This is a genomic window from Streptomyces sp. NPDC092369 (genome assembly GCF_044755245.1).
Lineage (GTDB): Bacteria > Actinomycetota > Actinomycetes > Streptomycetales > Streptomycetaceae > Streptomyces.
This window is the reverse complement of record NZ_JBIVQP010000004.1, coordinates 332,136-349,321: the sequence shown is the minus strand read 5'-3', so window position 1 is coordinate 349,321 and position 17,186 is coordinate 332,136. Positions and strand designations below refer to the sequence as shown.

Below are 17,186 nucleotides of genomic sequence, written 5' to 3'. Positions count from 1 at the left end.
GGGTGCGGGAGGCGCCCGCGACGGGGCGGCCCGGAGGCGCCAAGGCCCGGGACGGGAGGCGCCCGGCCCTGGGGCGGGAGCCCCCCCGGGGCAGGGGGTGGGAGCCGCCCCGGGGCATAGGGTGGGAGACGGAAGCGCCTGCGCCCGGGCGCGAGAGGGCGTACTCGCGCTGCGGGCCGGACGAGCTCACCCCTCGGTCAGCGGGGGCCTTCCTCGTACATCGCCGCCGCTTCCCTGACGTGCTCGGCCGCCGCGGCCTCCGCCCGCTCGGGGTCGCCGTCGACGATGGCGCTCACGATCGCGTCGTGCTGGCGGGGCGTGAGGTCTCTGCGCCGGTTGATGTTGCTCAGGCTCACGATGGCGAACCGCGTCCAGATGCGGTCGAGCGTGTCCACCAGCAGCGGGTTGCCCGAGAGGCGGGCCAGCGTCATGTGGAAGTCGAGATTCGCGCGCCAGGTGGCCGCCGGATCGCCGGCCTCGCCCTGCTCCTCCACCCGGCGGGACGCCTCCTTCAACCCGCTGAGCTGCGCCGGGGACAACTGCCCCTCGCGCTGCGCCGTGGCGGCGAGTTTGGCGGCGAGCGCGTCCAGCGCACCGTGCAACTGCGTGGCGTGCAGCATCTCCTGGGGGGAGAGCGAGCTGACGACCACTCCCCTGCCGGTCGAGCTGACGAGACCGTCGCTCTGCAGTCGGCGCAACGCCTCACGGACCGGGGTCCGGCTCATGCCGAGGTCGTCGCAGATGCCCAGCTCGGTGAGCCGGTCGCCCGGGGCGTAGTGCCCGTCCAGCAGCCGCTCGCGCAGCCGCCGATAGGCGATCTCGGCCTGGTTGTGCATCCCTGGACGTTCTTCGGAACGGTCACCGGCAGAAGGCATGCACAACGTATACATTGCATCCATTGCCGCGGGCAACGCCCGGCCCCGACTCCTGCCCGGATGTTACGCCGAACCGTCGTACCGCGGCGGGCGCCCGAGGGCACCCGCCGCGGTCGTGACGCTGCGGACCGCCGTCAGCAGTAGAGGTTGGCGCCGGGGCTGACGCCGAGGATGGACGTGATCCGGTTGTACGCGTTGACGCGGCTCTGGACCTGCGCGGGGTTGCGGCCGTCGCACTCCAGGGAGCCGTTGATGGAGCGGATGGTCTGGCCGAAGCCCGCGCTGTTGACCATCGCGTTGTGGGGCGTCATGGTGCCGGGACCGCGCTGGGTGTTCCAGTACCACAGGCCGGTCTTCCAGGCCACGGCCGAGTCGTTCTGCACCAGCCAGGGGTTGTTCAGCAGGTTGATGCCCAGGGCGTCCCCGGCTGCCTTGTAGTTGAAGTTCCAGGACAGCTGAATGGGACCGCGGCCGTAGTAGGCGGCCTGTCCGGCGGGACAGCCGTACGACTGGCTCCAGTCGCAGTAGTGGGGGTAGTTGGCGGTGTTCTGCTCGACGACGTAGACCAGCCCGCCGGTCTCATGGCTGACGTTGGCCAGGAAGGCCGCGGCCTCCTGCTTCTTGACCGTGGTGGAGCCGGTGTTCGCGAAGCCGGGGTAGGCCGACAGCGCGGCGGTCAGACCGCTGTAGCTGTAGAAGGAGTTCCGGCCGGGGAAGATCTGGTTGAACTGCGCCTCAGTCACCACGAAGCTCGCGGCGGAAGCGGTGGGGGCCGACTGGAGGACGAGTGCGGTGCTCCCGAGGGCGAGTGCGGCCAGGAGCGCGGCGATGCGTTGCCTGAACAAGGATCAACTCCTTTACGGAGCACGGCCGCACCCGGCGAGGGGTGCGGCCGCGGTGGGGGGTTGTGGTGCCACACTCAACCCCTTTGGTCTGTACCAGTCAAGGGTGTAGACCAGTCAACCGCCTTGGCGCAGACGAAAAATGGGGCCCCGAAGGGCCCCACTCGGATGCTGTCGAACGCCTCGGTCAGCTCAGCGGCTTCTGCAGGACCGCCTTGCGGTGACTGAACGTCTCGATGGAGTAGCGGCCGTGGTAGTTGCCCATGCCGCTCTCCCCCACCCCGCCGAACGGCAGGTCGGAGACGGTGAGATGGGCCAGCGGCAGACCGTGGCCGACGGCGCCGGAGGACGTCTCGTCGGCGATCCGGGACTTGGTCTCGTCGGACTCGGAGAACACGTAGAGGGCGAGAGGCTTGTCGCGGTCGTTGATGAAGTCGATCGCCTCGTCCAGGCCGGACACCGTGACCATGGGCAGGATCGGGCCGAAGATCTCCTCCCGCATGACCGGCGAGTCGGGGTCGACGTCGGCGAGCACGGTCGGCGCGATGTACTTCACGGAGCGGTCGTTGTCGCCGCCCAGCACCACGCGGCCCGAGTCGAGCAGGCCGGAGAGCCGGTCGAAGTGGCGCTCGTTGATGATCCGGCTGTACGCGCCGGATTCCTTCGGATCGCCGCCGAAGAATCCGTCGACGGCCTTGACCAGTGCCGACTCCAGGGCAGTGGCCGTCTCCGGGTCGGTCAGGACGTAGTCGGGGGCGACGCAGGTCTGGCCGGCGTTGAGGAACTTGCCGCGCACCAACCGGTCGGCGACGACGTCGAGATCGGTGTCGCGGTCTACGAACGCCGGGGACTTGCCGCCCAGTTCGAGGGTGACCGGGGTGAGGTGCTCGGCGGCGGCGCGCATGACGACCCGGCCCACCGCGCCGTTGCCGGTGTAGAAGATGTGGTCGAAACGCTCGGCCAGCAGGGCCGTGGTCTCGGGGATCGCGCCCTCGACGACGGCGACCGCGTCCGTGTCCAGGTACTCGGGCATCAGGCGGGCCAGCGCGGCGGAGGTGGCGGGCGCCAGTTCGCTGGGCTTGACGACCACCGCGTTGCCGGCGGCCAGCGCGCCGACGACCGGGGTGAGCAGAAGCTGGAGCGGGTAGTTCCAGGGGGCGATCACGAGGACGACGCCGAGCGGGTCGTACTGCGTCCACGCCGTGGTGTCGGCGCCGAGCCGCTCCGGGACCGGGGCCGGCTCGGGGCGCAGCCAGTCGGCCAGGTGATCGAGGGTGTGGTCGATCTCGCGGACCGTGAACCCGATCTCGGTGCGCTGGGCCTCGGCGGCGCTCTTGCCGAGGTCGGCGTGGAGAGCCGCTTCCAGGTCCTCTCCGTGCTCCGTCAGCAGGTCGCGCAGGCGCTGCAGCTGAGCGGTGCGCCACTCCAGGGGCTTGGTGCGGCCGGTGCGGAAGGTGGCGCGCAGCCGGGCCACGATGTCGGCGGGCTGCTCGGGTGCGGACTGGTTCACGGTGCCTCGCTGGTGGTGCGCGGGCCCTTCGCGGGCCGGGACGGGTGCGGTCGGTACTACTCGATGTATTTAGCAACCATTAAGGTGCAGAAGTCATTCCGCATCGCCGAAGAACACGTTCCCCGATCACTCGGTCACTCAAGGTGACGTCAGGGCGAGTCCACCGTCGGCGTCTCGTCGAGCGTCTCCACCAGCCGACCCAGCAGCGCCCGCAGCAATTCGTCGTCGCCCTCGTTGAGCACCGGCCATTGCGAACGGACCTCACGGCTGAGCCGGCGCCAGTACGTCTGACCGCGCGGGGTGAGGTGAGCGAGGATGCGGCGCCGGTCCAGGGGGTCGACGCGGCGGTAGACCAGGTTCTGGTCGACGAGGTGGTCGACCAGCTTGGTGAGTGTCGGCGCGGGCAGGAAGGCGGCTTCGGCGACCGCCGTCATGGAGTGCCCCTTCCCGTCGGAGAGCAGGGTGAGCACCCGCCACTCGTCCAGCGAGCAGCCTTCCTCGTCGAGCACGGACCGCAGCCGCCGCGCGGCCACGCGCTCCGCCCGCGTCAACAACTGCAGCAGGTCCTGGGGTTGACGCGCAGATGAGGCAGGCATCGTTCTCCTCGGTCCCGGGTGCGTCCATCGTACAAGTGCCGTCCCGCAGGCCACAGATACCGCCCCCGCGCCGACCGCACACCGAGACGGGGTGGAGTTCACCGGGCGGACCCGGAATCATGACCGCATGTTCCAGCTCGACCCCCACCCGCTCGACTGGTTCACCGTCGACGACACCGTGATCAGCGTGGCCCTGGTGTTCCCCCTCCAGGGTGCCGCGGGAATCTTCGGGCCCACCTGCGAGTTGTGTGCGCGCCTCGCCGCCGAGGAGATCAACCACGCGGGCGGGATCCTCGGCAGGGAACTGCGGCTGCTGCCGGTGGACGGCGGTGCCGAGCCCGCCGAAATCGCCGACCGGGTAGCGGCGTTGGTGGACCTGGGGGTCGTCCAGGGCGTCACCGGCTGGCACATCTCCTCGGTGCGCCAGGCCCTCGCGCCGCGCATCGCGCACCGGGTGCCGTATGTGTACACGGCGCTGTACGAGGGCGGGGAGCACACCAACGGCGTCTTCCTCACCAGCGAGACGCCAGACGCCCAACTCCGGCCCGCCATACGATTGTTGGCGCGGGAGCGCAAGGTGCGCCGTTGGTTCGTGGTCGGCAACGACTACGTCTGGCCGCGCCGTACCGCGCAGGCCGCGCGGCGCTACGCCCACGAGTCGGGCGGCCGGATCTGCGGGCGCGCCTATCTGCCGCTCGGCACCCATGACTTCGACGACGTGCTGCGCCGCATCGAGCACTCCGAGGCCGACGCGGTGCTGATGCTTCTGGTCGGCAGTGACGCGGTGCGCTTCAACCGCGCGTTCGCCGCGGCCGGGCTCGACGCGCGCTGTCTGCGGCTGAGCACTCTCATGGACGAGAACATGCTGATGGCCAGCGGTCCCACGGCCACCGCCGATCTCTACAGCACCGCCGGGTTCTTCGCCTCGCTCGCCAACCAGGACACCCTCGACTTCCACGGCCAGTACGCCGGCCGGTTCGGCGTCGACGCTCCGGCCCCCGGCAGCCTGGGCGAATCGTGCTACGAGGGCGTCCTGTTGCTCGCCGCGCTCATCACCCGGGCCAGGACCCTGGACGTCACGGCCATCGGCGCGACGGCCGACTCGGTGTCCTACGAGGGACCGCGCGGCTTACTGCGCCTGCGCGGCAGTCATGTCCGGCAGCGGATCTATCTGGCGCGGGCGGACGGGGTGGACTTCGACGTGCTCACGCAGCTGGGCGTCGTACGTCCGTGACCGTGGTCTCTCAGCCGACGTCGAGTTCCCGTCGCACGGCCTCCAGATGCGCCCGCTCCGCCGCGCTCCCGGTCAGCTCGGCGGCCGTCTCGTAGGCCCGTGCCGCCTCCCATGTACGGCCCAGGCGGCGCAGCAGGTCGGCGCGGACCGCGTGGAAGACGTGGTAGCCGGTCAGGTCGAGGGCGTCGACCAGGTCGAGCGCCGGGGCCGGGCCCGCGGTCTCGGCCACGGCGACCGCCCGGTTGAGGGCCACCACCGGGCTGGGGGCGAGAGCCATGAGCTGGTCGTACAGCCGCAGGATCTGACCCCAGTCGGTGGCTTCGGCGGTCTTCGCGTCGCTGTGGACGGCCTGGACGGCGGCCTGGATCTGGTACGGGCCGGGCTGGTTGCGGCGCAGACAACGGCGGACGAGGGACTGCCCCTCGTCGATCAGCTCGTGGTTCCAGCGGGCGCGGTCCTGCTCGGGCAGGGGGACGAGTTCGCCGTGCTCACCCTGGCGTTCGCTCCTGCGGGACTCGACCAGAAGCATCAGCGCGAGCAGGCCGGTGACCTCGGGCTCGTCCGGCATGAGTTCGGCGAGGAGACGGCCGAGGCGTACGGCCTCCGCGCACAGTCCGGGGTCGCCGGCGTACCCCTCGTTGAAGATCAGGTAGACGACGGCCAGGACGCCCTTGAGCCGGTCCGGGAGGTCGGCGTCGCGGGGCACGCGGTACGGGATCCGGGCGTCGCGGATCTTCGCCTTGGCGCGGACCAGGCGCTGGGCCATGGTCGGCTCGGGCACCAGGAAGGCGCGGGCGATCTGAGGCGTGGTGAGTCCGCCGAGCAGGCGGAGGGTCAGGGCGACCTGGGCCCGCGGGGCGAGCGCGGGGTGGCAGCAGGTGAAGATCAGGCGGAGCCGGTCGTCTCGCACGGGGCCCTCCTCGGCCGGTGCGTCGGCGGCGTTCAGCAGTGCGGCCTCGGCGTGGCGGGCCTCGCGGGAGGACTCGCGGCGCAGCCGGTCGACAGCGCGGTTGCGCGCGGTGGTGATGATCCAGCCCGCCGGGCTGGGCGGCACGCCCGTCTCCGGCCAGCGCTGGACGGCCGTCGTGAAGGCCTCCTGGACCGCCTCCTCGGCGAGGTCGATGTCGCCGAGGAAGCGGACGAGGACGGCGACGGCACGGCCGTACTCCGCACGGAAGACGGCCGCGACGTCGACGGGCTGGGGCATCAGTCCTCGGCCTGGTGCATGAACGGGCGGACCTCGATGGGCAGGGTGGTGGCCCACGTCGCCTTGCGGCCCCATTCCAGGGCCGCGTCCAGGTCGGGCGCCTTGATCAGGCAGATGCCTCCCAGGTACTCCTTGCCCTCGGCGTACGGCCCGTCGGTGATCAGGACGTCGCCGTCCTTGGGCCGCAGCACGGTGGCCGTCTCGGGGCCGTGCAGGCCACCGGCGAAGACCCAGGCGCCGGCCTCGCGCAGTTCCGCGTGGAAGGTGTCGAGGTTGCGGACGATCTCCGCCATGGCCTCGGGACCGGGCGGCGTTCCCTCGGTCGGTGTGATCACGCTGAGCAGGTAGTGCGGCATGACGTCCTCCGTGGTGGCGTGTCGTTTCGTGGTGCCGGGTCCTTCTCCCACCTCCTACACGAACGACACAGCACCGGATCGACACCTCGCGCGACGAGATCGGGAGAATCTTTTCCATGACCGTCGAATCCCATCCGCTCATCTCCGTGGCCAGGTCTCTCGCGGACGACCTCCTCGCCCCGCACGCGGCACAGGTCGACCAGGGGACCGTGCCCGCGAGTCACATCGAGGCCATCAGGCGGTCGGGGCTGCTCGGGGTGAGCGCGCCGAAGGAGTACGGCGGTGCGGGCGCTCCGGACACCGTGGCACGGGAGGTCGCGGAGATCCTGTCCGGGGCGTGCTGCTCCACCTGGTTCGTGCAGACCCAGCACCACACGCCGGTACGGATGCTCGCGAAGTCCGGCCTCCCGGTCCGGGAACGGCTGCTGCGCCCGCTGGCGACCGGCGAACTGCTTGCCGGCATCGCGTTCGCGCACGTCCGCGCCTTCCCGAAGGTCCCGGTGCGGGTCACGCCGGAGCGCGGGGGCTGGCGCTTCGACGGGACGGTGCCCTGGTACACGGGCTGGGGTCTGAACGACGTGATGCTGCTCGCGGGTGTGACGGACACGGACGAAGTGGTGTTCGCCTTCACCGGGGCGCGCCGACAGCCCGGTCTCACGCCCTCCGCCCCGATGCGCCTCGCCGCACTCACCGCCTCCGTCACGGTCTCCCTGGAACTGGACGGGCTGTGGCTGCCCGACGATGCCGTGGTGCTGCGCACCCCGCAGGAGAAGTTCGCGCTGGTCGACCTGCCCCGCAACACCAACGCCTCCCCCGCCGTCTTCGGCGTGGCGTACGCCGCGCTCGGTCTGCTCGCCGGCGCCGGCGAGGAGGAGACCGCGGGTGCGCTGCGCGGGCGGCTCGACGAAGTGCGGCGCCAGGTCCACGAGTTGGCCGAGCACCCCGTCCCGCACGAGCGCGTCGCGGAACGGCTGGCGCTCAAGACACGCTCGTACGACCTCATGCGCGCGGCCACGACGGCGGCGGTCGTGGCCCGCGGCGGCCGGGCGATGGACCTGCGCGAACCCGCCCAACGGCTCGCCCGGGAAGGGATGTTCCTGCTGGTGCAGGGGCAGACGGCCGAGGTGCGACGGGCGCACCTCGACGCGCTGGCGGACATCTAGCCCGCGCCTCAGCTCGCGAAGGGCACCTGCGCCGACGGCGTGGACTGCTTGCCGAACGGGTGCTGCCACAGCCCCTGTTCGGCCAGGCGCGGCAGGACGCCCTCGCCGAACCAGTACGCCTCCTCCAGGTGCGGATAGCCGGAGAGCACGAACTCGTCGATGCCGAGGGCGTGGTACTCCTTGATCCGCTCGGCGACCTCGTCGTGGCTGCCGACCAGGGCGGTGCCGGCGCCGCCGCGGACCAGCCCGATGCCCGCCCACAGGTTGGGGTGGATCTCCAGCCCGTCCCGGTTGCCGCCGCCGTGCAGGGCGAGCATCCGCTGCTGCCCCTCGGACTCGCTGCGCGCGAGCCCGGCCTGTACGGACTTCACCGTCTCGGGGTCGAAGCCCGCGAGGAGCCGGTCCGCCTCGGCCCAGGCCTCCTCGGAGGTGTCGCGGGTGATGACGTGCAGCCGGATCCCGAAGCGCAGCGTGCGCCCCTGCTTGGCGGCGAGCCCCCGGATCCAGGCGATCTTCTCGGCGACCTGCGCGGGCGGCTCGCCCCAGGTGAGGTAGACGTCCACGTACTTGGCGGCCACCTCGCCGGCGATCGGTGACGATCCCCCGAAGTACACCTCGGGCACCGGGTCGGGCACGCGGGCCAACTTGGCGTCCTCGACCTGGAGGTGCTCGCCGCGCAGGTCGACGGTCTTGCCTTCCCACAACTGCCGCACGATCTCCAGGAATTCGCCGGTACGGCGGTAACGGGCGTCCTTGTCCAGGAAGTCGCCGTAGGCCCGCTGCTCGTGGCTCTCGCCGCCGGTGACGACGTTCAGGAGCAGCCGTCCGCCGCTCTGCCGCTGGAAGGTGGACGCCATCTGCGCCGCCAGCGTCGGTGAGACGAAGCCGGGGCGGAAGGCGACCAGGAACTTCAGGCGTTCGGTGTTCTGGCTGACCATGGCGGTGGTCAGCCACGCGTCCTCGCACCAGGCGCCGGTCGGGGTCAGCGCGCCCACGAAGCCCAGGTCCTCGGCGGCGCGGGCGATCTGGCTCAGGTAGGCGACCGTCGGCGGCCGGTCCCGGCCCGAGACGGTGGCCGGGGTGCCGTGGCCGCCGCCGACGACGTGCCGGCTGTCGCCGTTGGTGGGCAGGAACCAGTGGAAGGTGAGGGACACGGGGTCTCCGTTCGGTGGGTCGGGCCAGGGCTCTTGCAAAGGGCCCTAGAGGAGGCCGTGGCGGGGTGGCCGCGTGCCGTTGAGCACGTACCGGCCGATGTGCTGGATCTTCCAGCGGGTCGGGTCGTGCAGGGTGTGGGTGCGGGCGTCGCGCCAATGGCGGTGCAGGTTCAGGGAATTGAGCGCGGAGCGGGTGCCCGCCACTTCGAAGAGAGCGCCGGCGACCTCGACCGCCGCTTGCGCCGCCCGGACCTTGGCCGCGGCGACCGCGATGGACGCCTCGGCCGCCGTGTCGTCGGTCAGGTCGGCGCGCGCCGCGTCGACCGCTCGGGCGGCCTCGCGCAGCAGGGCCTCCGCCGACCGCACCTGGAGGGCGAGTTCACCGAACCGCTGGATCAGCAGCGGGTCCTCGGCGGCGCTGTCCAGGCCGCTCTCGAACCACGGCCTGCTCTTCGTGCGGACGAACTCCGCCGCCTCCGCCAGCGCTCCCCCGGCGATCCCCGCGTCGATGGCGGCGTGCAGCAACTGGGCGACCGCGCCATGGAGTTGCGGCCCTTCGAAGGTGAGGTGGTGGGGCAGGACCCGGTCGGCGGGCACCGGGACGTCGGCCAGCCGGACGGTGCCGCTGGCGGTCGTGCGCTGGCCCATGCCGTCCCAGTCGTCGACGACCGTGACGCCGGGGGCGTCCCTGGGCACGTAGGCCACATGCAGGTGGTCGGCCTCCGCGCGGGCCAGTACCGGGATCCAGTCGGCGAAGAGGGCGCCGGTCGAGTAGTGCTTGACGCCGGTCAGGACGTACGAGCCGTCCGGTCGCGCGGTGAGCCGGGTCCGGATGTCCTGGACGTGCTTGGTGCCGGCCTCCGACTGCGCGTTGCCGAAGCGGCGTCCCGCGAGCAGCTCCGCGAAGAAGAACTTCTGCTGCTGCGGGGTGCCCTGACGGCGGATCACATTGACGTAGGCGAAGTGGCTCTGCGGGATCTGGGCGAGGCTGCCGTCTGCCGCGCCGAGCAGGCGGAAGATCTCCGCGAGGGTGAGGGCGCTGACGTCGGCCCCGCCGTGCTCGGCGGGGACGGTGACGGCGAGCAGTCCGGACGCGGAGAGCCGGTCCAACTCCGCGCGTGGCAGCCTGCGTTCGGTGTCCCGTGCACAGGCTCCGGCGCGGAACTCCTCGGCGAGTGCGCCCGCGACGGCGAGGGCCTCCGCGTCGTCGGCGATGACATGGGCGGACATGGCGCTCAGCTCGCCGCCGCGAGGAGGGGGGTGCGGCCCAGCGCCGTCGAGAACTGGTCGACGACCTGGACGAGGGCTTCGGTGGCGGTCGGCGCGACGGTCAGGGCGCCGTCCTCGCGCACGGTGATGTCCTTGTCGAGGGTGAACCAGCCCTGCACGATGTGGGCCGCGCCCATGGAGCTGAGCACCGGGCGCAGGGCGTAGTCGATGGCCAGGACGTGGGCGGTGGAGCCGCCAGTGGCCAGCGGCAGCACGGTCTTGCCGGCCAGCGCGTACTGCGGGAGCAGATCCAGGAGCGCCTTGAGGACACCGGAGTAGGAAGCCTTGTACACGGGGGTACCGACGACGACGCCGTCGGCGCGCGCGAAGAGCTCGGTGGCCTCGACGATGGCGGGGTGCCGGAAGTCAGCGCCGAGCAGGGCCTCGGCGGGGATGGTGCGCACGTCGAGCGGGATCACCTCGTGGCCCTGGGCGATCAGGCGCTGGTCGAGGTGGCGCAGGAGCCGGTTGGTGCGGGAGGAGGCGGAGGGGCTGCCGGATACGGACAGGACGGTGGCCATGGGTCCTCTTTCGGGGCGGCGGGGCGCTCGCGCGTCTGCGGGCTGCCCGGAGGGATGCGGTCAGGCGTGCGCGGGGACGGACTGCGGCTCCGTGTCCGGGAGTTGGGCCTCCAGTTCGCGCACGAGCGGCAGCACTCGCTTGCCGAAGTACTCGACCTCCTCGTGGTAGTGGAGGAAGCCGAGGAGGAGCAGGTCGACGCCGAGCTTCTTGTAGGCGACGATCCGTTCGGCGATCTGCTCGGGGGTGCCGATGAGCCCCGTACGGAAGCCGTCGTTGTACTGGATCAGGTCCTCGAAGGCGGAGTCCTGCCACATGCCCTTCTTGTCGGCCGTGGACTGTCCCGCCTGCTTGACCGCCGCGCCGAAGCCCTCGACGGCCTCGGTGTCGGCCTTGGCGATGATCTCGCGGAGCGTGTCACGGGCCTCGGCCTCGGTGTCGCGGGCGATGAGGAAGCCGTTGAGACCGAACTTCGGTGCGGTGCGCCCGGCTTGGGCCGCCGCGGCGGCCACGTCGGCGATCTGCTCGCTGACCCCGTCGAAGTCCTTGCCGTTGGAGAAGTACCAGTCGGAGACGCGGCCGGCCATCGCGCGGGCGGCGGTGGAGTTGCCACCCTGGAAGATCTCGGGGTGCGGACGTTCGGCGGTGTTGAGGGGCTTGGGCTTGAGGGAGAAGTCGCGCAACCGGTAGAAGTCCCCGGCGAGTTCGGTGTGGTCCTCGGTCCAGATCCGGCGCAGCGCGGTGATGAACTCCTCGGCGCGGCGGTAGCGCTCGTCGTGCTCCAGCCAGGGCTCGCCCAGGGCGGTGAACTCGCCCTTGAACCAGCCGGAGACGACGTTGACGGCGAAGCGCCCATGGGACAAGTGGTCGGCGGTGGCGCCGAGTTTGGCGAGGACGCCGGGGTGCCACAGCCCGGGGTGGACGGCGGCGATGACCTTCAGACGCTGGGTGGCGAGCAGCAGGGCGAGGCTGAAGCTGGTCGACTCGTGCTGGAACTCGGCGCCGTAGCTGGCCATGTAGCGGACCTGGCTGAGCGCGTACTCGAAACCGTTGTTCTCGGCGAGGACGGCGAGTTCGCGGTTGTACTCGTATCCCCAGTCGGTGCGCTGTTCGATCTTGCTGGTGACCAGTCCCCCACTGACGTTGGGGACCCAGTAGGCGAATTTCACGGGCGCGGTGGGCATGCGGAACTCCTGTTGCGGAATGTTTTCGGGCACGCCGAATTCGGCCGGGGCGAACTCCGGGGAATGTCAGGCGCGAACGAAAGAAGAGCGGCGGATCACGGGACGGGGGTGAGGGGGATCAGGCCGCGGTACAACAGGAGGCGCTGGAGACGCGCGCGAGGTCGACATGGCGTCGCCGCGTGAGGTCCAGTCGCATCATCATGCCGTCGATCGTGGCAGCAGGCCGCGACGGGCGTCAAGGAAAACCCGACCGGTCTCGTATCGCGGACCATTGAATTTCACGAACGTGTGACAGGGAAACCCTTGAATGCGCCGGGAAATCGGCCGCATTCTGCGGGCATGCGGACCGAACAACTGGAATACATAGCTGCCGTGACCCGGCTCGGTTCACTGCGCCGGGCCGCGGAGGAACTGCGCCTGTCGCAGCCCGCGTTGAGCGAGACGGTACGGAATCTCGAACGCGAACTCGGCGTCGATCTCCTGGAGCGCAAGCGGTCCGGGGCGACGATGAGCGCGGAGGGCCGGGAGCTGCTGCCGAAGATCGTCGACGTGCTGGACGCCGTGGACCGGCTGCGGGTGGCGGCCGGCGAGCAGCACCGGATCAGCCGCATGGTGCGGGTGGGCACGGTCAACGCGGCGACCGTGCCGCTGCTGCTGCCCGTCGTCCGTGACTTCCGTGCCTCGCATCCGCTCACCCAGGTCGAGGTGGTCGGCGCGCAGCAGACGGACATCCACCGGGCGCTGTCGGAGGGCGGGTTCGATCTCGGTCTGGTCAATCACCTGGACGGCGACGACATGCCCACCGACTTCGAGTCCACCGAGCTGCTGTCCGGGCTGCCGGTGGTGTGCCTGCGTCCGGACAGCCCGTTGGCGTCCCGGTCGAGCGTCACGGTGGAGGAGCTGCTCACCGAACCGCTGATCGGCATGCGGTCCGGCTATGTCATGCACCGCTACGTCCACCGGCTGCTCGGCGGACGGGACCCGGCCTTCGCGTATTCGACCGACGGCGCCGAGATGGGCAAGCTCATGGTCGCGGAGGGACTGGGGGCGACGGTCCTGCCCGACTTCAGCGTGGTGGGGGATCCGCTGGAGCGGCTCGGCACGATCACCTACCGGCCCATCGCCGGCGCCACGGCCCGGGTCCTGCTGATGCTGCGCCGCCGCCGCGCGGAGTCGGTGCCGCAGGCGGCCGGGGATCTGCACGAGGCGTTCGTACGACGGTCGCGGGAGCTGGCCGAGGCCCGCGTCTGACGGGCTCGGGCGCGGACGGAACGGTTCCGGACGCGAGAGGACACGGCCTGCCGGTGACCGGTCGCGGATTCACTCGTTTGTCGGAGCGGAACAGCAACGTGTCCCCGCGGTACAGCATCGCGTCCCCTCTCCGAAAGCGTCCCGCCCATGCACCTTCGCTCGCGCCGGCGCCCCTCGGCAGGCACCAGGCCACCGTTCCTGGAGGTCGAGTCCCTCCTCGTCGAGCAGTACGGGGAGCTGGTCCGCCTGGCGCATCTCGTCCTGCCCCCGACGCTCGGCCGGCACCGCCGGGTGCTCGTGGCGCACTCCTTGGTGCAGCGGGCACTGCCGGGCGTACGCGCGCTGCCGGGGCCCACCGTTCCGCACCAGCGTGCGCAGAAGCGCGAAGGGGACGCCGTGGAGCGCTCGTTGCTGGTGGAGGTGGTGCGCGGCGCGCTGTCGTACGGCCGGGGTCCGCGGCTGTGGCCCGCGCGGTTCGCATCCCCGGGGACACTGCTGCCCGGGCTCCCGCTGGTGGTGGGCCTGCGGTTGTTCCCGCAGTCGGGCGGCGTGGACGAACTCGCCCTGGCGCAGCGGCTGTCCGGCGTCCCGGCGGCGGCGCGCGCCGCGTTCCTGCTGCGCTCGGTGCACGGCATGGGCGACGAGGCCGTGCACCAGCTGCTGTCGGACGCCGACGCGCGGGACCCGGAGGCCGCCCTGCGGACCGCGGACGCCCTGGACGAGAGCGTGGGTCCGCGGGCCGCCGCGCTGCTGACCTCGCTGGAGTTCGACGCCTGCGCCCTGCAGGCGAGCCCCACCGACCTGCTGCGTCGCAGGCGCCGGACCCGGCTGGGTCTGGCCGCGCTGGCGCTCCTCGCGGTGACGGGGGTGACGCTGGTGGCGACCACGTCCGGGGGCACGACGTCCGAGGCGGGGGCGCCGGCCTCCGTCGCGGGCAGCGCCTTCGGTCCGGCGGGCCTGGTGCGCACTCCGGCGGGGGTGTGGGACAACACCTCGCGCATGGACTTCACCGCCTGGCCCGCGCGCGGAAGCCGCGTGCACGACGACGACCTGCTCGGGCGCGCCCTGTCCGCGTGGACCCGTCCCGCACGGCGGACCCATGTCACCCTCGCCCCCGGCACGACGGCCACCGCGCCCGCGTCGACGCCCCAGCTCCTGTACGCGGGGGACGTCGACGACCGTGCAGTCGTCCTGCTGTACGACGGTCAACGCCTAGCCCGATACGACGAGTTGAGTTCATCCGGAAAGGGCGCGGAGCTGAGCGTCGCCCGTGCCGACGACGCGGACGTCACCACGGCGGCGGCCGTGGACCTCGGTCCGAGCAAGCAGGGCAAGGGCACCGTCCGCTATCTGCTGGCGCCCTGGGTCGCCGAGGCGCAGACCCGTGACCTGCTGCGGCCCGACGTCCTGGCCCGACCGCTGGCCGTGGGCAAGGAAGGGGTCACCGGCCCGGTTCCGACCGTGCCCGCGGGGGATGGCTGTCTGAGTCGGCCGGTGCTGCAACTGCGGTCCTCCGACCGCGTCGCCGAGCATCACGCGTTCCTGCTCGCCGGAGTGGGCGACCTGTCGCCGGTCCACCTCACCTACACCCCGTTGCCCGGGCACGGCACTCCGCCCGCCCGGCAGCCCCGGGAGGCGACCGGTCCCGCGGCGCTGCTTGCGTGGGCTCATCAGGCGTGCGGGCTCGCCTCGTTGCGCGGTACCGGCGTCCGGGCCGTCAACGTCTGGGACTTCGCCGAGCAGGAGTTGCCCGACGGGGGCGGTCACGCCGTGTGGACCTGCGCCCGCGCGGACTCCTGGCGCGGACCCGGCGATGTGACGGTGACGCTCCGCACCAGCCGGGACTCCCTGACCGCACCGGCCCGTCGGGTCGCCGGGGCCCGCTCCACCGCGGCCTGCAGCCGGTTCGGCCAGCATGTCGTGGCCGCCACGGGCTGGCGGTCGCCGCGCGGGCACTGGTTCGTGGTGGCGGCGGGCAGTCGTGCCGTGACCGGATTGACCGTGACGGGTGCGGTGTCGGCCTCGAAGGAGGGGCGGACACTCGCGCTGCCCGCGCCCGGCAAGCCCCGGGTCGATGTGCGGGCGCGGCTGGCCACGGGAGAGTCGCTGGACGCCGTCGGCGCGCGGTGACTGAGCGGGACGGACTCCGGTCCGTCCCCGCGGGCAGTGCGGTCAGTCGTCGTCGCCGACCGGAACCACCACGAGGAACGCGTCCGACTTGAGGTCCATCACGACCGTCGCGGGTATCCCCGCGGCACGGCGCTGGGCCGCGTACTCCTCCGCCGGCCACGACCCCCGCGGACCCCCTGCGGAAAACCGCTCCAACACCTTCGCGCTCATAGCGGAAGACACCTCCGTCGTCGGTTCCTCGAATCCTCACGACCACCGTCGTAGGGTTCGCCTGCCCCCGATGTGTCCGAACATGTTGGGCCGGTGCACGGAGTCCTCCCGCGTCCATCGCCCTCCCGAGGGAAACGGGCTGTTGCGGGTAGACGGCTGTTTCCCGCGCCTGTCCCGGACCGAAGCAACAGACCGCCCGCCGTCCCCCTCCTCCGGAGTCCGCACCATGAACGTCTCGGTCGTCCTGTTCACCTCCGATCTGCGCCTGCACGATCACCCACCCCTGCGGGCCGCGGGCGATGACCGTCAGGTGGTGCCCCTGTTCGTGCGCGACCGGGCGGTGACCGCCGCCGGATTCGCCGCGCCGAACCGGCTGGCGTTCCTCGCCGACTGTCTGCGCGATCTCGACGCCGGTCTGCGGGAGCGCGGCGGCCGGCTGGTGATCCGCTCCGGCGACGTCGTCGACGAGGTGTGCAAGGTGGCCGCCGAGACGGACGCCGACGAGGTGCACATGGCGGCCGACGGCAGCGCCTACGCACAGGCGCGCGAGGGACGGCTGCGGCGGGCCCTGGAGGCGGTGGGACGGCGGCTGCGCGTGCACGACACGGTGACGACGGTCGTCGCGCCGGGCGCTGTGACCCCGGCCGGCTCGGACCACTTCGCGGTGTTCACGCCGTACCTCCGTCACTGGTCGGGACAGCCGACGCGTGCTTCCCTCGCCGCGCTCCGCGAGGTGCGCGTCCCGGACGGCGTCGGCTCCGAGCCGCTGCCCTCCCGCGCCGGTCTGTCGGGCCTGTCACCCGCGCTCGCCGCGGGCGGGGAGGTGGAGGGACGCAAACGGGTCGCGGCCTGGCTGCGCGCGGGCATCACGACGTACGAGGACGGTCACGACGACCTGGCGGGCGACGTCACCTCCCGGCTCTCACCGCATCTGCATTTCGGCACGGTCTCCCCCGTGGAGCTCCTCCACCGGGCCAGGCAGGTCGGCGGACCGGGAGCGGATGCCTTCGTACGGCAGCTCGCGTGGCGGGACTTCCACCGCCAGGTCCTGGCCGCCCGCCCGGCTGCCGCCCTCGTCGACTACCGCACCAAGCGGGACCGGTGGCGTACGGAGGACGATGCCCGCGAGGACGTCGAGGCGTGGAAAGAGGGCCGTACCGGCTACCCGGTGGTCGACGCGGCGATGCGCCAACTGCGCCACGAGGGCTGGATGCACAACCGCGGCCGGCTGCTGACCGGAAGCTTCCTCACCAAGACGCTGTACGTCGACTGGCGGGTCGGCGCCCGCCACTTCCTCGATCTGCTGGTGGACGGCGATGTGGCCAACAACCAGCTCAACTGGCAGTGGATGGCGGGCACCGGCACGGACTCCCGCCCCAACCGGGTCCTCAATCCGGTGACCCAGGCGAAGCGCTACGACCCCGACGGCGCGTACGTCAGGCGCTGGGTGCCCGAACTCGCCGCGCTCGAAGGCGGCTCGGTGCACGAGCCGTGGAAGCAGAAGGGGTTCGACCGTGCCGCGATCGGCGACTACCCGGACCCGGTCGTCGAGCTTTCGGAAGGCCTCGCCCGCTTCAAGCAGGCCCGCGGCCTCGACTGAGGAAACGGAGCCATGAAGCCCGCACGGGCGATAACTACACATAAAGGCTAAATAAGGGCACAATGGCTGTACGCGGCACTTGTCCG

General features: G+C 71.7%; 17 protein-coding genes. 5 read left to right on the top strand and 12 right to left on the bottom strand.

Features of this window, described 5'->3' with window-relative positions:
• Nucleotides 1-197: 197 nt before the first annotated feature.
• The 4 genes from ACIQI8_RS25390 to ACIQI8_RS25375 all read right to left on the bottom strand — a co-directional run bounded on the left by ACIQI8_RS25390 (nt 198) and on the right by ACIQI8_RS25375 (nt 3,823).
• On the bottom strand, nt 198-836 hold the full coding sequence (locus ACIQI8_RS25390; protein ID WP_402354806.1) for a GntR family transcriptional regulator: 639 nt from the start codon (nt 834-836) through the stop codon (nt 198-200).
• A gap of 173 nt (nt 837-1,009) precedes the next feature.
• Nucleotides 1,010-1,720: a chitinase gene (locus tag ACIQI8_RS25385; RefSeq protein ID WP_402354804.1), complete on the bottom strand. Its 711-nt coding sequence runs from the start codon at nt 1,718-1,720 to the stop codon at nt 1,010-1,012.
• A 184-nt stretch (nt 1,721-1,904) separates the two neighbouring features.
• Nucleotides 1,905-3,227, bottom strand: a complete 1,323-nt coding sequence (locus tag ACIQI8_RS25380) for an aldehyde dehydrogenase family protein (RefSeq protein WP_402354802.1) — start codon at nt 3,225-3,227, stop codon at nt 1,905-1,907.
• A gap of 149 nt (nt 3,228-3,376) precedes the next feature.
• A complete protein-coding gene (locus tag ACIQI8_RS25375; protein WP_402354800.1) occupies nt 3,377-3,823 on the bottom strand; it encodes a MarR family winged helix-turn-helix transcriptional regulator in 447 nt (148 codons plus the stop codon).
• A 127-nt stretch (nt 3,824-3,950) separates the two neighbouring features.
• Between ACIQI8_RS25375 and ACIQI8_RS25370 the strand changes: the two genes are divergently transcribed.
• Nucleotides 3,951-5,057, top strand: coding sequence for a substrate-binding domain-containing protein (locus ACIQI8_RS25370; RefSeq protein ID WP_402354798.1), 1,107 nt, complete (start codon nt 3,951-3,953; stop codon nt 5,055-5,057).
• 10 nt (nt 5,058-5,067) lie between these two features.
• Here the strand turns inward: ACIQI8_RS25370 and ACIQI8_RS25365 are convergent, their stop codons facing one another.
• Both ACIQI8_RS25365 and ACIQI8_RS25360 read right to left on the bottom strand, forming a co-directional pair.
• Nucleotides 5,068-6,264 (bottom strand): RNA polymerase sigma factor, encoded by a 1,197-nt coding sequence (locus tag ACIQI8_RS25365; protein WP_402354796.1) that lies wholly within the window; start codon nt 6,262-6,264, stop codon nt 5,068-5,070.
• On the bottom strand, nt 6,264-6,620 hold the full coding sequence (locus ACIQI8_RS25360) for a YciI family protein (protein WP_402354794.1): 357 nt from the start codon (nt 6,618-6,620) through the stop codon (nt 6,264-6,266). The genes ACIQI8_RS25365 and ACIQI8_RS25360 overlap by 1 nt, the downstream gene beginning before the upstream one ends.
• A 116-nt stretch (nt 6,621-6,736) precedes the next feature.
• Here ACIQI8_RS25360 and ACIQI8_RS25355 point away from each other — a divergent pair, with 116 nt between their 5' ends.
• Nucleotides 6,737-7,783, top strand: a complete 1,047-nt coding sequence (locus tag ACIQI8_RS25355; protein ID WP_402354792.1) for an acyl-CoA dehydrogenase family protein — start codon at nt 6,737-6,739, stop codon at nt 7,781-7,783.
• Nucleotides 7,784-7,791: 8 nt separating this feature from the next.
• Here the strand turns inward: ACIQI8_RS25355 and ACIQI8_RS25350 are convergent, their stop codons facing one another.
• The 5 genes from ACIQI8_RS25350 to ACIQI8_RS25330 form a co-directional block, all read right to left on the bottom strand.
• Nucleotides 7,792-8,937, bottom strand: coding sequence for an LLM class flavin-dependent oxidoreductase (locus ACIQI8_RS25350; RefSeq protein ID WP_402354790.1), 1,146 nt, complete (start codon nt 8,935-8,937; stop codon nt 7,792-7,794).
• A gap of 45 nt (nt 8,938-8,982) precedes the next feature.
• Nucleotides 8,983-10,167, bottom strand: a complete 1,185-nt coding sequence (locus ACIQI8_RS25345; RefSeq protein ID WP_402354789.1) for an SfnB family sulfur acquisition oxidoreductase — start codon at nt 10,165-10,167, stop codon at nt 8,983-8,985.
• 5 nt (nt 10,168-10,172) lie between these two features.
• Nucleotides 10,173-10,727: an NADPH-dependent FMN reductase gene (gene ssuE / locus ACIQI8_RS25340; RefSeq protein ID WP_402354787.1), complete on the bottom strand. Its 555-nt coding sequence runs from the start codon at nt 10,725-10,727 to the stop codon at nt 10,173-10,175.
• A 60-nt stretch (nt 10,728-10,787) separates the two neighbouring features.
• On the bottom strand, nt 10,788-11,909 hold the full coding sequence (sfnG, locus tag ACIQI8_RS25335) for a dimethylsulfone monooxygenase SfnG (protein ID WP_402354785.1): 1,122 nt from the start codon (nt 11,907-11,909) through the stop codon (nt 10,788-10,790).
• 118 nt (nt 11,910-12,027) lie between these two features.
• Nucleotides 12,028-12,105 carry a putative leader peptide gene (locus ACIQI8_RS25330; RefSeq protein WP_351520955.1) on the bottom strand — a complete coding sequence of 26 codons (78 nt, stop codon included), beginning with the start codon at nt 12,103-12,105 and terminating at the stop codon, nt 12,028-12,030.
• A 143-nt stretch (nt 12,106-12,248) separates the two neighbouring features.
• Here ACIQI8_RS25330 and ACIQI8_RS25325 point away from each other — a divergent pair, with 143 nt between their 5' ends.
• A complete protein-coding gene (locus ACIQI8_RS25325) occupies nt 12,249-13,160 on the top strand; it encodes a LysR family transcriptional regulator (RefSeq protein ID WP_402354783.1) in 912 nt (303 codons plus the stop codon).
• Between the two features lie 147 nt (nt 13,161-13,307).
• Entirely contained in the window at nt 13,308-15,290 is a 1,983-nt protein-coding gene (locus ACIQI8_RS25320) for a hypothetical protein (RefSeq protein WP_402354781.1), read from the top strand.
• Between the two features lie 42 nt (nt 15,291-15,332).
• On the opposite strand, the gene ACIQI8_RS25315 is transcribed toward ACIQI8_RS25320, so the two are convergent.
• Nucleotides 15,333-15,500 carry a hypothetical protein gene (locus ACIQI8_RS25315; protein ID WP_402354779.1) on the bottom strand — a complete coding sequence of 56 codons (168 nt, stop codon included), beginning with the start codon at nt 15,498-15,500 and terminating at the stop codon, nt 15,333-15,335.
• Nucleotides 15,501-15,726: 226 nt separating this feature from the next.
• Here ACIQI8_RS25315 and ACIQI8_RS25310 point away from each other — a divergent pair, with 226 nt between their 5' ends.
• On the top strand, nt 15,727-17,100 hold the full coding sequence (locus ACIQI8_RS25310; RefSeq protein WP_402354777.1) for a cryptochrome/photolyase family protein: 1,374 nt from the start codon (nt 15,727-15,729) through the stop codon (nt 17,098-17,100).
• Nucleotides 17,101-17,186 lie beyond the last annotated feature (86 nt).

What these genes read in the sequence shown, in the direction of transcription:
- ACIQI8_RS25390 (WP_402354806.1), bottom strand. Translation starts at nt 836, where the DNA reads ATGCACAACCAGGCCGAGATCGCCTATCGGCGGCTGCGCGAGCGGCTG.
- ACIQI8_RS25375 (WP_402354800.1), bottom strand. Translation starts at nt 3,823, where the DNA reads ATGCCTGCCTCATCTGCGCGTCAACCCCAGGACCTGCTGCAGTTGTTG.
- ACIQI8_RS25370 (WP_402354798.1), top strand. Translation starts at nt 3,951, where the DNA reads ATGTTCCAGCTCGACCCCCACCCGCTCGACTGGTTCACCGTCGACGAC.
- ACIQI8_RS25365 (WP_402354796.1), bottom strand. Translation starts at nt 6,264, where the DNA reads ATGCCCCAGCCCGTCGACGTCGCGGCCGTCTTCCGTGCGGAGTACGGC.
- ACIQI8_RS25360 (WP_402354794.1), bottom strand. Translation starts at nt 6,620, where the DNA reads ATGCCGCACTACCTGCTCAGCGTGATCACACCGACCGAGGGAACGCCG.
- ACIQI8_RS25355 (WP_402354792.1), top strand. Translation starts at nt 6,737, where the DNA reads ATGACCGTCGAATCCCATCCGCTCATCTCCGTGGCCAGGTCTCTCGCG.
- ACIQI8_RS25345 (WP_402354789.1), bottom strand. Translation starts at nt 10,167, where the DNA reads ATGTCCGCCCATGTCATCGCCGACGACGCGGAGGCCCTCGCCGTCGCG.
- ssuE (WP_402354787.1), bottom strand. Translation starts at nt 10,727, where the DNA reads ATGGCCACCGTCCTGTCCGTATCCGGCAGCCCCTCCGCCTCCTCCCGC.
- sfnG (WP_402354785.1), bottom strand. Translation starts at nt 11,909, where the DNA reads ATGCCCACCGCGCCCGTGAAATTCGCCTACTGGGTCCCCAACGTCAGT.
- ACIQI8_RS25330 (WP_351520955.1), bottom strand. Translation starts at nt 12,105, where the DNA reads ATGCGACTGGACCTCACGCGGCGACGCCATGTCGACCTCGCGCGCGTC.
- ACIQI8_RS25325 (WP_402354783.1), top strand. Translation starts at nt 12,249, where the DNA reads ATGCGGACCGAACAACTGGAATACATAGCTGCCGTGACCCGGCTCGGT.
- ACIQI8_RS25320 (WP_402354781.1), top strand. Translation starts at nt 13,308, where the DNA reads ATGCACCTTCGCTCGCGCCGGCGCCCCTCGGCAGGCACCAGGCCACCG.
- ACIQI8_RS25315 (WP_402354779.1), bottom strand. Translation starts at nt 15,500, where the DNA reads ATGAGCGCGAAGGTGTTGGAGCGGTTTTCCGCAGGGGGTCCGCGGGGG.
- ACIQI8_RS25310 (WP_402354777.1), top strand. Translation starts at nt 15,727, where the DNA reads ATGAACGTCTCGGTCGTCCTGTTCACCTCCGATCTGCGCCTGCACGAT.